Annotated in this window: 14 protein-coding genes and 1 riboswitch; of the genes, 9 read left to right on the top strand and 5 right to left on the bottom strand. The window is 69.7% G+C overall.

The window, feature by feature from the left end:
- Window positions 1–138 precede the first annotated feature (138 nt).
- The 5 genes from HV742_RS03175 (at window position 139) to HV742_RS03155 (ending at window position 4030) form a co-directional block, all read left to right on the top strand.
- Complete coding sequence (locus HV742_RS03175) at window positions 139–759, top strand: diguanylate cyclase (RefSeq protein WP_175144443.1); 621 nt, start codon at window positions 139–141, stop codon at window positions 757–759.
- Between the two features lie 158 nt (window positions 760–917).
- Entirely contained in the window at window positions 918–1235 is a 318-nt protein-coding gene (locus tag HV742_RS03170; protein ID WP_049073231.1) for a co-chaperone GroES, read from the top strand.
- Between the two features lie 31 nt (window positions 1236–1266).
- Window positions 1267–2889 (top strand): chaperonin GroEL, encoded by a 1623-nt coding sequence (groL, locus tag HV742_RS03165; protein WP_054415782.1) that lies wholly within the window; start codon window positions 1267–1269, stop codon window positions 2887–2889.
- 276 nt (window positions 2890–3165) lie between these two features.
- Entirely contained in the window at window positions 3166–3609 is a 444-nt protein-coding gene (locus tag HV742_RS03160) for an Hsp20/alpha crystallin family protein (protein WP_054415783.1), read from the top strand.
- A 34-nt stretch (window positions 3610–3643) separates the two neighbouring features.
- Complete coding sequence (locus HV742_RS03155; RefSeq protein ID WP_054415784.1) at window positions 3644–4030, top strand: Hsp20/alpha crystallin family protein; 387 nt, start codon at window positions 3644–3646, stop codon at window positions 4028–4030.
- Between the two features lie 94 nt (window positions 4031–4124).
- Here the strand turns inward: HV742_RS03155 and HV742_RS03150 are convergent, their stop codons facing one another.
- Window positions 4125–7559, bottom strand: a complete 3435-nt coding sequence (locus tag HV742_RS03150; RefSeq protein WP_175144442.1) for an autotransporter domain-containing protein — start codon at window positions 7557–7559, stop codon at window positions 4125–4127.
- 261 nt (window positions 7560–7820) lie between these two features.
- On the opposite strand from HV742_RS03150, the gene HV742_RS03145 reads away from it, so the two are divergent.
- A complete protein-coding gene (locus HV742_RS03145; RefSeq protein ID WP_175144441.1) occupies window positions 7821–9731 on the top strand; it encodes a tetratricopeptide repeat protein in 1911 nt (636 codons plus the stop codon).
- Between the two features lie 188 nt (window positions 9732–9919).
- Here the strand turns inward: HV742_RS03145 and HV742_RS03140 are convergent, their stop codons facing one another.
- Window positions 9920–10651 (bottom strand): SDR family NAD(P)-dependent oxidoreductase, encoded by a 732-nt coding sequence (locus tag HV742_RS03140; RefSeq protein WP_175144440.1) that lies wholly within the window; start codon window positions 10649–10651, stop codon window positions 9920–9922.
- A gap of 260 nt (window positions 10652–10911) precedes the next feature.
- On the opposite strand from HV742_RS03140, the gene HV742_RS03135 reads away from it, so the two are divergent.
- The gene (locus HV742_RS03135; protein WP_049073225.1) at window positions 10912–11673 is read left to right on the top strand and encodes an SDR family oxidoreductase; all 762 of its coding nucleotides are present in this window, start codon (window positions 10912–10914) and stop codon (window positions 11671–11673) included.
- Window positions 11674–11687: 14 nt separating this feature from the next.
- On the opposite strand, the gene HV742_RS03130 is transcribed toward HV742_RS03135, so the two are convergent.
- Complete coding sequence (locus tag HV742_RS03130; RefSeq protein ID WP_175144439.1) at window positions 11688–12302, bottom strand: ABC transporter ATP-binding protein; 615 nt, start codon at window positions 12300–12302, stop codon at window positions 11688–11690.
- 45 nt (window positions 12303–12347) lie between these two features.
- Between HV742_RS03130 and HV742_RS03125 the strand changes: the two genes are divergently transcribed.
- On the top strand, window positions 12348–12494 hold the full coding sequence (locus HV742_RS03125) for a hypothetical protein (protein WP_175144438.1): 147 nt from the start codon (window positions 12348–12350) through the stop codon (window positions 12492–12494).
- Window positions 12495–12504: 10 nt separating this feature from the next.
- On the opposite strand, the gene HV742_RS03120 is transcribed toward HV742_RS03125, so the two are convergent.
- Together HV742_RS03120 and HV742_RS03115 are read right to left on the bottom strand one after the other, a co-directional pair.
- Window positions 12505–12828 (bottom strand): YdcA family protein, encoded by a 324-nt coding sequence (locus HV742_RS03120; protein WP_100503563.1) that lies wholly within the window; start codon window positions 12826–12828, stop codon window positions 12505–12507.
- Window positions 12829–12830: 2 nt separating this feature from the next.
- Window positions 12831–13262: a bleomycin resistance protein gene (locus tag HV742_RS03115; protein WP_068979675.1), complete on the bottom strand. Its 432-nt coding sequence runs from the start codon at window positions 13260–13262 to the stop codon at window positions 12831–12833.
- A 552-nt stretch (window positions 13263–13814) separates the two neighbouring features.
- Window positions 13815–13948, top strand: a riboswitch (TPP riboswitch).
- Between the two features lie 62 nt (window positions 13949–14010).
- Between HV742_RS03115 and thiM the strand changes: the two genes are divergently transcribed.
- Window positions 14011–14832: a hydroxyethylthiazole kinase gene (gene thiM, locus HV742_RS03110; RefSeq protein WP_100507875.1), complete on the top strand. Its 822-nt coding sequence runs from the start codon at window positions 14011–14013 to the stop codon at window positions 14830–14832.
- The last annotated feature ends 14 nt before the right edge of the window (window positions 14833–14846 follow it).

The following is a 14846-nucleotide window of genomic DNA, read 5'->3' as shown; positions in this document are numbered from 1 at the left end:
GGTCGCGATGGCGGCCGCGGACATGTCCGCCGACCATGCCCGCCGCGATCTTGAGCATGGGCGCCCGAAGCGATAAATTTGCTGCAGCGAAATCGTTACCGCGGCCTGCCCCGCAGGCCCGACGTGGGAGTCACACGCATGGATATCATCGAGACGATCGCTGCTCACACCCGCGCGCTGCAACGCCCGCTGTACGCCGTGACGGCCAGCGCCATCCGCAAGGCCGACACTCCTCTCATCCTCACCCTGCACTGGCACGGCTTTCACCGTGATGGCGAGCCCGGCCGCCGGCTGCGCTCAGTCGCCGGTTCGGCGGTGCAGCTCAACCTGCGTTGGCACGATTTTGCCGTGCTCGACCGCGCGATCATCGACGCCGGATGGGCGCTCGGCGCCTGGGACGTCGAGCGCGTGGCGCGCCCACCCTGGTGGCGCCTGAACGCGCCGGTCGCGGAAGCCGTGGCCGGCCACCGCGCCTTCGCCGATTATTCCGACCTGCCGTCCGCGGACGACCCGGTCGTGGTGGAAGCCCCGGACCAGCGGGACCTGATCGCGCTGGCGGCGCGCAAGGGCTACGTGCGCTGGCTGTTCAGGCCGCGCAAGGGGGGACTGTGGCGCCAGCTGGACGGCGACGACAGCACGCTGGATGCCGATGGCGGACGCCCCCTGCCCTGCCCGGTTCCGCTGCAACCGGACGGCCGCGAACTGCGCCGCAAGGTGCTCTACCGGCTCGGCCAGGGGAATGGATTTTTGATTCTTTAAGTTTCATTTTGATGCATTTTTGACTCTTGAAGCGCCTTTGGCGCGCCCATAGATTTTTTGCGCATCCCGATCGCGGATGCCCGGCGCATGACGGCGCAATGCCGTGACGACGCGCCGGCGTTCACTTTTTGATGATCAAGACTTCAGGAGATAGAGTCATGAAGATCCGTCCCCTCTACGACCGGATTGTCGTCAAGCGAATCGAACAACAGCGCCAGACGGCGTCCGGGATCGTCATCCCCGATGCGGCCGCCGAAAAGCCCGAGCAAGGCGAAGTCCTGGCCGTCGGGCAAGGCAAGCGCAATGCCGACGGCTCCCTGCGCGAGCCCGAACTCAAGGTGGGCGACCACGTCCTTTTCGGCAAGTACGCCGGCCAGACCGTGAAGGTCGACGGCGAAGAACTGCTGGTCATGCGCGAGGACGATGTCTTCGCCGTGCTCGCGCCGCGGGACAAGCAACTGAAGAAGGCCGCCTGAGGCCCGGCCATCGCGAACTGAGGAGCAAGACATGAGTGCCAAAGACGTCAAATTCCACGATAACGCCCGCACCCGCGTGGTCAAGGGCGTCAACATCCTGGCCGACGCCGTCAAGGTGACGCTCGGCCCCAAGGGCCGCAACGTGCTGCTCGAACGCAGCTTCGGCGCGCCCGTCATCACCAAGGACGGCGTCTCGGTCGCCAAGGAAATCGAACTGAAGGACAAGTTCGAGAACATGGGCGCGCAGATCGTCAAGCAGGTGGCCTCGAAGACGGCCGACGTGGCCGGCGACGGCACCACCACCGCCACCGTGCTGGCGCAGGCCATCGTGCAGGAAGGCATGAAGTACGTGGCCTCCGGCATGAATCCGATGGACCTGAAGCGCGGCATCGACCAGGCCGTATCGGGCGTGGTCGAGGCGCTGCGCAAACTGTCCAAGCCGATCTCCACCAGCAAGGAAACGGCGCAGGTGGCGGCGCTGTCGGCCAACGCGGATGAAGCCATCGGCAAGATCATCGCCGACGCGATGGACAAGGTCGGGCGCGAAGGCGTGATCACCGTCGAGGACGGCAAGTCGCTGGACAACGAGCTCGATATCGTCGAGGGCATGCAGTTCGATCGCGGCTACCTGAGCCCCTACTTCATCACCGATCCCGAGAAGCAGGTGGCGCAGCTCGACGACCCGCTGGTGCTGCTGTACGACAAGAAGATCTCCAACGTGCGTGAGCTGCTGCCCGTGCTGGAAAGCGCCGCCAAGGCCGGCAAGCCGCTGCTGATCGTGGCCGAGGATGTCGAAGGCGAGGCGCTTGCCACGCTGGTGGTCAACGCCATGCGCGGCGTGCTCAAGGTCACCGCGGTCAAGGCGCCGGGCTTCGGCGACCGCCGCAAGGCCATGCTGGAGGACATCGCCATCCTCACGGGCGCCACCGTCATCTCCGAAGAGACCGGCAAGCAGCTCGACAAGGCCACGCTGCAGGACCTGGGCAGCGCCAAGCGCATCGAGGTGCGCAAGGAAGACACCATCATCATCGACGGCGCAGGCAAGCAGGAAGCCATCGACGCGCGCGTCAAGACGCTGCGCAAGCAGATCGAGGACGCCACCAGCGACTACGACCGCGAGAAGCTGCAGGAACGCGTGGCCAAGCTGGCGGGCGGCGTGGCCGTCATCAAGGTGGGCGCCGCCACCGAAGTCGAGATGAAGGAAAAGAAGGACCGCGTCGACGATGCCCTGCATGCGACCCGCGCGGCCGTCGAGGAAGGCATCGTGCCCGGCGGCGGCGTGGCGCTGCTGCGCGCCCGCGCCTCCATCCAGGACCTCAAGGGCGCCAATGCCGACCAGGACGCCGGCATCCGCATCGTGCGGCGCGCGCTGGAGGCGCCGCTGCGCGCCATCGTGGCCAACGCCGGCGAAGAACCGTCGGTGGTGGTGGCCAAGGTGGCGGACGCGAAGGGCAATTTTGGCTATAACGCGGCCACCGGCGAGTACGGCGATCTGGTGGAGATCGGCGTGGTCGACCCGACCAAGGTCACCCGCACCGCGCTGCAGAACGCGGCGTCGATCGCCGGCCTGATCCTGACGACGGACGCCACCGTCGCGCAGGCCGCCGAAGAGGCCAAGCCGCAGGCGGCGCCGGCCGAAGCCATGGACTTCTGATCCGGCTCGGACCGGGGCAGCGTGAAGGCATCGCGCCACGGGCGCGGTGCCTTTTTTTTTGCGTCGTGGCGCGCGACCGGGCCACCGCCGCCGCGTCCTCGCGGACCGCTCTTCAATGGCGTCTATGCATTCGCGCCAACCGATTTCACGAATCAAAAACGCGGGGTCTTGAATCCGCGCGGACCGCACTTATATCTCTGTTGAAGCGGTCGAGCGGCTGGCGATTGCGACGCATGAAGCGGCCCCGATCCTGTCCAACCATCTTGGGAGGTAATCATGGCGAACTACCCATTCACCGATACCGGCGTCGAATCCTTCTTCGACGCGGTCCAGGAACAGATGGACCGCATCCTGCGCGGCGCGGGCCTGCCCGCCAACCTGCGCGCCCTGCCGCGCGGACATTTTCCGCCGGTCAATATCGGCGTGTCGGATGATGCCGCGGTCGTGGTGGCATTCATTCCCGGCATCGACCCGGACACCCTGAAAGTGTCCATCGAGAAGGGCCTGCTGACGATCAGCGGCACGCGCGAGACGCAGGCACTGCCCGAGAACGCGCGCTATTACGCGCGTGAACGCGCCGACGGTTCATTCACGCGCGCCATCGAACTGCCGGCCGACGTCGACGCCGACAACGTGCAGGCGCGCTATGTCGACGGCTGCCTGCTGGTCTCCATCAAGAAGAAGGAGTCGTCCAAGCCGCGCCTCATCCCGGTGCAGTAACGCCCGCCCGTCGCATTGTTCAGGAGATACCATCATGAATACGCGTAACGAACTCGTTGTCGAACAAGAAGGCCGCGCCGCGCAGCGGCGTCCCGCCACCCTGCCCGCAGTGGACATTTTCGAGGACACCGCCGGCGTCACGGTGCTGGCCGACCTGCCGGGCGTCACCAAGGAGCGCCTGAACATCAAGGTCGAGGCCGACGTGCTGGTCATCGAAGGCGAAGCCGCCGTGCCGGTGCCGCGGGAACTGCGCCTGATCCACAGCGAACTGCGCGAGCCGCTGTTCCGCCGCTCGTTCCGCCTGGGACCGGAATTCGACAAGGAGGCGATCAGCGCCAACCTCAAGCAAGGGGTCCTGACGCTGCGCGTGCCGCGTGTGCGCGAAGCGCAGCCGCGCCAGATTCCGGTGACGGTGGCGTAAACGATGCGCCGCGCCGCGGGGCCGCCGGGCCGCCGCGGCGCGGCGCCTTCATGTCCTGACCTGCCGCGGCCGGCGTCCCCCTGCCGCCGTGGATTCAGAAGCGATATCTCACTTCCAGCGACCCGGTGTTCTGCCGGTTGCCATCGCCAAACTGCCCGCCGTACAGCGCGCTCACCGTGGTGCGCTTGCTGACGTCGATGCCCACGCCAAGCTCGACCACCGCGGCGTCGCGCGCCACAGGGGCGCCCGTCACCGAAAACGCGTCCCCGCCCTGCACGAAGGACATCGTGCTGAGCGGATTGCGGTCGCCGAAGGCGTGGCGCCATCCCAGCGTGCCCCGCACCGCGCCGCGCGCGCCGGCGCTCTCGAAATCGCTGCGCGCGTGCAGGCCCAGCGTGGTGGTCGTGATGCGGCTGCGGCCGCTCTCGCCGCGCAACGCCGCGTCGCCGCCGGATTCGGAAAAGCCGCGCGTGCGCAGGTCGCTGAAGTTGGCGCCGACGAAAGGCTCCAGCGTGATGCGGTCGTTCAGCGGCATGGCATAGCCGAGTTCGCCGAACACCTGGCCGGTGCTGGCGCCGTAGCCGGCCTTGAGCGTCTGATCGAGACCGGCGGCGGCGGTGCTGCGCCGGGTGTCGACGTCGTGCCACGTATAGGCGGCCCCCAGGCTGAGATTGATCCGGCCCGCGCCGGCCTCGAAGGCCCGGCCGCCATACAGCGTGACGCTGTAGCTGTCGACGTCGGCGCTGGAGGCCCGGTCGCTGGTGCGGCTGCGGCTGTTGGTGTAGCCCAGGGCGCCGCCCAGGCGCCATTGCGCGCCGACCGCCACGTCGCCGCCGAGGATCACGCCCGAGTCAGTCTGCGTGGTACGGGCGGCGTTGCCGTCGCCGCCCAGGGTGCTCCAATTGCCGAACACCTGGGTCCAGAGCGGTTGCGCATTCGATTGCGGCAGCGACGCGGCATCGCCCCTGCCCAGCTGCGCCGTCGGCGCGCCCGGCGCCCAGCCCGCGCCCAGGTTGGCGCGCAGCCGCGACAGCGGCATCTGCGCCATGGCGCCGGTGGCGCCCTGCAGGATCGACATTGCGCTCGCATGGGCTTCGCCGGAGAGCGCGTTGAACGCCTGCGCGGGCATGCCATCCGGCAGGTTCAACACGTGCCGGTATAGCGCGCTATCGGGCGCCAGGCTCTGCAGGGCCCGCGCCACCGCGCGCTGGTTAGCGCTGGCCGCGGCATCGACAAACTGGATCGGGCGCGAGCCGCCGCCATCGGACGGAACCTGCTTGAGGCTCACCACCAGATCGACGCGCTGGCTGTCGTAGGCCAGAGAAGGCGTCAGGAACGCCAGGTTGCTCGACACGCTATCGAAACGGCCCTGCACCCCGTTGTCCGCCGTCAGGATGGAATAGACCGTGGCAGGCGCATAGTTGCCGTTCTGGCCGATATGCAGCACGGATCCCGCCAGGTTGGCGCTGCCGGCCACCCGCACGCTGCTGGCCAAGCCATCCGGCGTGGTGGCGACGCGGTAGACGGATCCCGGTTGGAAGGTCAGGTCTCCCTGCACGTTCATGCGGCCCGTGGGAAGGTTGGCGCTGCCCGGGGCCAGGGTGGCGCCGGATGCGATGGTCACCCCGCCCAGCGTTCCGGAGCCGGACAGCGTCGACCCGCTCGCGGCAAGCACCTGGCCGCCGAGCTTGCCGTCCACCTGCAACGTGCCGGCCGCCACCTGTGTCGCGCCCGTGTAGGCGCTGCTGTCGCCGGTCAGCGCCAGCGTCCCGGCGCCCAGCTTCGTCGTTGCGCCCGCGCCGGAAATCGCGCCCGCGTAGACGGCATCGTCGGCGCGATCGAACCGCAGGTTGGCGTTGTTGACGATATTGCCGCTCAACGAGCCGCGATTGCCGCCATCGCCCACTTGCAGCGTGCCCGCGTCGACCACCGTGGTGCCCGCGAAGGCGTTCTCGCCAGCCAGCACCAGGGTGCCGGCGCCGGCCTGGCGCACCTGTCCGGCGCCGCGCAGTATGCCGTCGAAGCGGATCGTGTCGCCGCGATTGAAGACCAGCGCCGCGCCCGCCGCGATGTCCGCATCGCCGGCCAGGCTGCCCGAGTTGGCGCCGTTGCCTATCTGCAGGGTGCCGGCTTGCACGAAAGTGCCGCCGGCATGGTTGCCGGCGCCGGTGAGGATGACCGTGCCGCTGCCGGTCAGGCTCAGCCCCCCCGCGCCGGAGAGCGTGCCGGACAGCGTCATGCCGTTGGCGCCTGTTACCGTGAGCCCGCCAGGACCGAGCACGAAGTCGTTGGCCATTCTCAACGTCCCCGGCGCGCCGGCGGCGGCAATCGCGCCCCCATTCGCGTTGATCGGGCCGAGTCCTAGCATGGCGCCGTGCTGCAGCGTCGCCAGGCCGCCGTTGAGCGTCACGCTGCCGCCGGAGACCAGGGGCGAATCCTGCAATATCCAGGAACCGCTGTTGATACGCAGGTTCTGGAAGTTGACGTAGGTCAGCCCGGAGATGGCGGTGACCGCCCCTCCCGTGCCGCTGCCGGTGCCGGCGGACGGCAGCGCGTTCTGCAGCACCAGCGTGTTGCCCCCGCCCACGCCGCCATCGATCGTGCCGGCAGGCGCGAAGGCAAGCCCGGGCTGACCGGCCACCGGCAGGTCGGCTGACGAGGATCCCGAACCGCGAAACACGACGGAACCCGAGACGGCGGTGAAGGTGTTGTTACCGCCCTGGCCCAGCGACACGCCGCCGACGATGGTCCCGGCATTGGTGAAACTGTGCCCCTCGCCGGGAATGCCGGCGGCTTCGAACGCGACGCGGCCGACGATGGTGCCGGTACGGTCGTTGACGAATTCCACCTTCGCGCCGCCGTAAGCGGCAATGACGGCCTTGTCCGCCGCCGCGGTGACGGTGCCGTCCACATCTCTGCTGCTTATCATGCCAGCGTTGGTGAGGTAGCTCGTCCCGCCGCTGCCGTTCTGCACGGCCAGGGCCATGCCCAGGAGCGACGGCAGGCTGGAGCCGCCGCCGACGCCGGGGGTGACGCCGACAATCGTCCCCGTCACCCCATTGGTCACCCGTGTGACGCCGGCCGAACTGTTGCCGACGAACACGCCGGTCGACCCGGCCGAATTCACGCCAAGCGGGTTGGGGTCGATCCTGCCATCGTTCGACACGGTCACGTTGCTGCCGGTCAGGCTGAGCGCGGTGCCGCCGCCGGGCGGTATGACGCCCAACGACCCCGTGCCAGTCACGGTGACCTGCAGGTTATTGGTCGCATCCGCGTAGGACGGCGTGACAGGATTGGCTGGCGAGGCGCATTGGACGAGAAGGCCGGCGCGGATACAGTCCGCCTGGGCCGCCCCGCCGGTCCCGGCCAGTGCCAGCGCCAGCGCGGCGCCCAGTGCATGACGGCGCGGCAGGCAAGGCAGGACGGGGCCGGGCGAGATCCCGCCCGCACGCGCTTGCGATGCCAGTTCCGACGCCGCTTGCCAGACGCGCAGACGGCGGTTCCATACCAGACGGTAGATGTGGTTCAAAGCGCGATCCCTTGTTTTTGCGACGGCCCGCGTCATCCTGGCCCACCGTGAAGTTGGCACGAACGCATGCGATCAGCGCGGCGCACCCACGACAGGACGAGCCGACTTTTTTTGGCCGATGGGCGAAATATTTGCGCACAATATAGCCCGCGCCGGGGCGGCTGAAGCGAAAAGAAAAGGCGCAATCACTGGTCAATTCCTGCCCACCGCGAAGATAATCGCACTTTTGCCGCCAATGCCGATTTACAAGGAGCGACCTTCTTGGGCCCGACCGCCGACCGCGCCGCCCCGCCGTTGACCGTCCGCGAGGCCATCGCCCTGGCCCACACGCACTGGAACGCCGGTCAGGCCGCGCAAGCCGAAGACCTTTGCCTGCGGGTGCTGGACGCGGTTCCGGACCAGCCTGACGCGCGGCATTTGCTCGGCCTGATCGCGCATGCGTACGGCCATCCAGCGCTGGCGCTGGCGCATCTGCGCGCAGCCTGCCAGCCGCCCGCGGCGCCGGCCGCCTATTGCAGCAATCTGGCGGAAGTGTGCCGCCAGCAGGGACGGCTCGACGAAGCCGAGGCGGCCGCCCGGCGCGCGGTGGCCGCCGACCCGGGGCTGGCCGAGGGCTGGAACAACCTGGGCATCATCCTGCAGGAGGCAGGCCAGCTGGCCGCCAGCCTCGATTGCCTGCAGCGCGTGGCCGCGTTGCTGCCCGACAGCCCGCAGGCCCACAACAACCTGGGCAACACCTGCAAGCGCCTGGGCGACAACCCGCAGGCGCTGGCGCATTACCGCCGCGCCCTGGAATTGGACCCGGACTACGCGCAGGCCTTGAGCAACATGGCGGTGGCGTTGGGCGACGAGGGCCGGCACGAGGCCGCCCTGGCCGCCATCCGGCGCGCCATCGAGATTGATCCGCTGCTGCCGCAGGCGCACCTGAATCTGGCCGCGCTGGAGCGCGCGCGGCCACGGCCAGGCCAGGGCCAGGCAATTCCCGGCGGCGCCCCGGCGCCGGCCGCGCCGCCCGATGAACATGCGCTGGGCGAGGCCGAGGCGCTGCTCCGCGAGGGCCGCTACGCCGAAGCCGAAACGTTGCTGCGCGACGCGCAGGCGCAGGCGGGGCGTCATGTCGCGCTATTGCGCCTGCTGGTCCAGGCCCTGCGCCCGCAAGGAAAGCTGCGGGAAGCGCGCGCCGCCCTGGAGCACGTGCTGCGCGCGGAGCCGGGCGACACGGGGTCGCGCTTCGAGCTGGCCGAGGTGCTGCTGACGGAGGGCGATTTCGATGCCGGCTGGCGCGAGTACCGCTACCGCTATCACCTGGCGCACACGGCGGCGCTGGCCCGCCACGTGCAAAAGCCGCGCTGGGATGGCCGGCCCATCCCCGGCCAGACGCTGCTGCTGCATGACGAGCAAGGCTACGGCGATACCTTCCAGTTCCTGCAATTGGTGGCGCTGGCCCGCGCGCGCAGCGGCGCGCGCATCGTCCTGGAGGTCAAGGCGCCATGCCACGCACTGGCGCGGGGCGGCGACGGGATTGATGAAGTCATCGTCGCCGGCTCGCCGCCGCCGCCGTTCGATCTGCACTGCGAGCTGATGAGCCTGCCGCTGGCGCTAGGCCTGCGGCTTGACGACCTGCCCGTGCGCACCGCCTACCTGCGCGCCGACCCGGCCCGCGTGGCTCGCTGGCGCGCGCGGCTGGCGGGCCTGCCGCGCCCCCTGGTCGGGCTGGCCTGGGCGGGCCGGCCGACCCACCCGCGCGACGCGCAGCGTTCCCTGGCGCTGGCCGATCTGGCGCCGCTGGCACAGCCCGGCATCACTTTCATCGGGCTGCAGGTCGGCGAGGCGTCCGCCCAGGCGGCCTCGCCCCCGCCGGGCCTGAACCTGGTGCCGTTGGGCCAGGATATCCAGGACTTTGACGACACCGCGGCCATCCTGACCCTGCTGGATGTGCTGGTGTCGGTGGACTCATCGCCGGTTCATCTGGCGGGCGCGCTGGGCTGCCCGGCCTGGGCGCTATTGCCCTTCGCGTCCGACTGGCGCTGGCTGCGCGAACGCCGCGACAGTCCCTGGTATCCGTCGCTGCGCCTGTTCCGCCAACCGGCCCCGGATGCATGGCGGCCGGTGTTGGAAGAGGTGGCTGTCGCGCTGCGCGCCTTGCAAGCGGCCCGTTCCGCCGACGCATGACGTTCCGCCCCTTCCTCGCGGGCCGCTCCAAAACCTGACGACCCGCTCCACGGCAAAGCCGCGCACTTTGGCGCCGAACATGGAGCGGCCGGAAATGCCACGCGCGTCGCCCGCGAACCGCGACTGCGTCGGCTCCAGCGCGCGGCGCCGCGGCCGCCGCAATGCCGTCACGCAGGCGCCGGACCGCGTCAGGGCAGCCCGATTCCCGTGGCGCCTTGCAGGGTTTGCAGCAGACGCGCCTGGAAGGCCTCGTCATGCGTGGCCGGATGCGGTTCGCGCCGCGCCTGGTGATGCCAGTAGCCGCCGCTGCGCAGCGCGTCGGCATCATCGGTCGTCGCCAGCCAGGCTTGCGTGACATGCCCCAGGCTGAGATCGTCCGGCGCGTTGGGCACGCCCATCTTGGTGGGCACCCAGCCGGGATCGACCGCATGGCTGATCACATCCGGCCAGCGGCGCGCCACGGCCGCCATCAACGCCGTCACGAACAGCTTGCTGTCCGAATACGAGCCGCTTTCGCGGCCGCCATCCCAGGCCATGCCGTCCAGGTCCGGCCTGCCGTCGTAGTGCATTTCGCTGCTCAGGTACACCAGCCGTCGCGGCCGCGCCATCAAGGCGGTCAGCACATACGGCGCGATGACATTGACTGGCAGGATGGCCGGGCCGGTGAAGACGCCGGCATTGTGGATGACCGCGTCCATCCGACCCAGCGCATTGAGCTGGTCCGCCAGCTCCCGCGTCTGCGCCAGGTCGGCCAGGTCGCCCACCACGGCCAGCGCCCCTTGCGACAACAATTCCCTCGCGGCGCCCAGGCGCTCGCGGTTGCGGCCGTGCACGACCACCATGTGGCCGTCCGCCAGCAGCGCGCGCGCGGCCGCCAGCCCCAGGCCATCGACCGAACCGGTGATGAAGATGCGTGCCATGAATCCACTCCTTGAAAACCGGGCGCGGGCCGGGCAAGCCTTGCGCGGCCGCCATCGACACCGCGCCACGCGCAGGCGACTGCAGTGTATCGGCATCGCGCGCCCGATGACGCCTTGACCCGCCGGCGCATCCGGGAATTCCGGCGCCCGTCGCGTGCGGCAGCCTCGGATGCGCGGATTCGCGCGAAGTATAGTGACCGGCGCGGCGCAGGCGCGCCCGAGGTCCCCCATCCCGAACTTCGCAGCAGGAGCCCCTTTTCATGGCCACCGAATCCCAAGCCCCCGTCATCCTGATCACCGGCGGCAGCCGCGGCGTCGGCGCCGCCACCGCGCGGCTGGCTGCCGCGCAGGGCTACGACGTGGCGATCAGCTATGTCTCGAACGAGGCGGCGGCGCGGGCGGTGGTCGCCGACGTCCAGGCCCTGGGGCGCCGCGCCCTGGCCGTGCGCGCCGACAGCGCGGACCCGCAACAGGTCACCCATCTGTTCGCCGCCATCGACCAGGCATTCGGCCGTCTGGACGTACTGGTGAACAACGCCGCGATCATCGCGCGGCAATCGCGCGTGGAGGACCTGACGTTCGAACGGATGCAACGGGTCTTCGCCGTCAACGCCATCGGCCCCATGCTGTGCGCGCAGCAGGCGGCCCGGCGCATGTCCCAGCGCCACAACGGCCGGGGCGGCGCCATCATCAACGTGTCATCGGGCGCGGCGCGGCTCGGCAGCCCCAATGAATACGTGGACTACGCCGCCTCGAAGGGCGCGCTGGAGAGTTTCACGATCGGCTTTTCCAAGGAAGTGGCGCGCGAAGGCATCCGCGTGAACTGCGTGCGTCCCGGCCACATCTATACCGAGATGCACGCCAGCGGCGGCGAACCGGGGCGGGTGGACCGCGTCAAGGACACCGTGCCCATGGGCCGCGGCGGCCAGCCCGAAGAAGTGGCGCGAGCCATCCTGTGGCTGGCCGGCGCCGAGGCCTCGTACGTCACCGGGACATTCGTCGACGTCACCGGAGGCAAGTAGCCGGCGGCGCCGCGCTAGCGCAGCGCGGCCACCTCCATGACGGTTGCCCCGCAGGCCTGCACCAGTTCGGGATCGTGGCTGGCGAACAGCACCACGCGGTCCCGGCCCCAGGCCATGAACAGCTCGGCCAGTTCACGCCGCGCCGGCGTATCCAGCCCGTTGCTGGGGCCGTCGGCGATGACCACGGCCGGATCGCCCAGGGCGGCCGCGGTCAGGTAGACCTTGCGGCGCGTGCCCGTGGACATCTGCTCGAAGCGCTTGTCCAGGTGCGGTTCCAGCCCCAGCCGCGCGGCCAGGTCGAGCACCGCGTCATCCACCGCCACGCCCTTCTCCGCCGCGACCTGCTGGAGCAAACCGCGCCCGGTCTGCTGCGGCGACGCCAGGCAGTTGTCGGGCACGTAGGCGAGGCGGGACTTGGCCAGTTGGGGCGCCCCGCCCAGCGAATGGCCCTCGACCCAGACCTCGCCGCCATCCGGCGCGATCACGCCCGCGATGATGGCGAGCAGGCTGGATTTACCGGTGCTGTCCTCTTCGCACAGCGCCACGCAGCCGGGGCCGAAGGTGTGCGTCAGCCCCTGGAAGACGAGATGGTCGCCGTAGCGTTTGGTGAGATGGTCAATGCGCAGCATGGCGCCAGTGTACGCAGGAACGTGCCGCCCCGCCAGGACCGCGCGGTGCCTGCCGCCCAAGCCGCCGGGCCGCCCCCGACCACGCGACGACACGCGGCCCCGGCCATGCGCGACGGCGCGGCCACCGCTGCCTGCCCCCGCCTGGCCTCGATGGCGAAGGTCTGGAAGCGCCTGAAGCGCGAGGCCGCGTGACGGCAGCGCGTCACTTCCTCAGGTACGACTTTTTCCCGCTGTCCGAATAGCAGAAGGTTCCGCCGCGCGGGCCCGTACAGTATTGGCCGTCGCGGCAGTGGCACGTGCCGCTCGAACCGGCCGCGGGTGGCGGCGACACCAGGGATTGGGCGCCGCCGTCCGGCCCCGTGCAGACACGCTTCGATGCGCTGATCGAACCATCACGGCAAAGAAACTTCTCCCCGGCACAGCGTTCCACGCCGCCCTTCTTGCCGGAACAGGGAGTGTTCGCCGAATGAGCCGTGGTCGCGAACGATACGGCCAGCGCGGCCAGCGCCAGGATCAGCGCGCGCATCGTCAATGCGCCGCCGGTCGATCGCCGACCCAGGCCGAGAAGCGCAGCAGATAGCCATCGGGGTCCTGCACCAGGAACTGGCGCACGCCCACTTCGATCGCATCGCTGCGATACCAACGCGCTTCGGGTTCCCGGTACAACGGCCAGCGGGCGGCCGCCAAGCGCTCCAGCAAGGGCTCGATGGCGGCCACCTTGATCTCGAAATTGACGCCCCGCCCACGCGGCGCCTCCAGCGCGCCCGTGATCCAGTTGTCATCGCCGCGCACCTCCTCCAGCATGAACTGCGCGCCGTCCAGGTCCAGGTATGCAAAGCCCTCCGCCTCGCGTCGGTAGGCAATCTGGAAGCCGCACAGGTCCATCCAGAAAGCCAGGCTGCGCGGCAGGTCGGCCACCAGCAACTCCGGAACCATTCGGGCTCGGCGTAATTCGGTCATGCGTGTCTCCGCTTTTTTTGAGTATTCGACATGATGACAGAACCGATGGCGCCCCGCCTTCGCGGTGAAAGAACAACGGCTCCAGGCCGCCCTTGCCCCGGTCCAGGTACTCGAACGCCACCCGCTCCCCGGGAAGCGCCGGACCGCCGCCATGGCTGAGGTTGTACAGTTCACCGCCCAGCCGATAGACATACAGCGGGGTCCAGGACGTCGACTCCGGCATTAGTACCTTGTAGGTCAGGACCTCGTCCACCCGGCCACGCACGCCGTACTTGACCGTCGCGCGCCGTGGTCGAGGGCCCCCACAGCCAGATCCCGGCGAAGAGAACCGTGATGGCCAGGAACAGCATGAAAAACACCGCCCCCCAGGACCGTTTCCGCGCCTTGAAAGTTCGTATGCCGGCGCAACCATGCCAGGTCCTGCTCGGTCAACGCCTCATCGTGGGTCTGCATGCCGCGCGCCTCCTCGTCTCGATCCGATTGCCCGCCATGATGACAGAAGCGCCGGGCTCGCCCGGCTTGACAAGCCCCCCTCCCCCCTCCGAACATAGCCCCATCCACCCGGGGAGCTTCGGCAAGAAGCTGAGATTCCGATGGCGGCCGCGCCCAGCGCGGCACGCGGCGCGCGAGACCCGTTGAACCTGATCCAGACAATCCTGGCGTAGGGAAGGTGCGCATCCCGCCGGCCCGCCATGCCGCGCCACGCCGCCCCGCCCCGCCCGTTGTCCCCTTGCAAGGACCCGCCGGCATGGCCTCCCTCACTCCTACCCTGTCCGACCTGGCGCTGGCTTCGCGCGACCTGTATGCGGCCGTGCGCCGCGACGCGCCGCTGGTGCAGTGCCTGACCAACTTCGTGTCGATGAACACCGCGGCCAACACGCTGCTGGCGATCGGCGCCTCGCCTGCGATGGTGCACGCGGTGGAGGAAGCGCCCGAATTCGCCGCCATCAGCGGCGCGGTGGTGATCAATATCGGCACGCTCTCGGCCCCCTGGCTGGACAGCATGCTGCGAACCGCCGCCGCCGCCAACCAGGCGGGCACGCCCTGGGTGCTGGATCCGGTGGCGCACCACGCCACTGCGTTCCGCCGCGACGCGGTGCGGCGCCTGCTGGACCTGCGGCCCGCCGTAATCCGTGGCAACGCGTCGGAGATCATCGCGCTGGGCGGCGGCCAGAGCGCCAGCAAAGGCGTCGATGCCCGCGATCCGGTGCGACAGGCCGAGCAGGCCGCGCGCGAACTGGCGCGGGCCCGCGCCACGGTGGTGGCGGTGACGGGAGAAGTGGATTTCGTGACCGACGGCCAGCGCGAGGTGCGCGTGGCCGGCGGATCGCCGCTGATGCCGCAGGTCACCGCCACCGGCTGCGCGCTGACGGCGGTGGTCGGCGCCTTCGCGGCGGTGGCGCGCGCTGACGCCTACACGGCGGCGGTGGCGGCGCTGTCCTGCTTCGGCATCGCCGGCCGGCGCGCCGGGGCGCTGGCGGAAGGCCCCGGCTCGTTCGCGTGGCGCTTCCTCGACGCGCTGGCGGCGCTGGAGACGGACAGCCTGACGGCCGAATCGCCACTGCGCTGAATCCACATCCGCGC

Origin of the sequence: Achromobacter ruhlandii (genome assembly GCF_902859695.1) — a bacterium.
GTDB classification, from domain to species: Bacteria; Pseudomonadota; Gammaproteobacteria; order Burkholderiales; family Burkholderiaceae_B; genus Achromobacter; species Achromobacter ruhlandii.
Note: the sequence above shows the minus strand (reverse complement) of the source record. Positions and strands in the feature narration are given on the sequence as shown.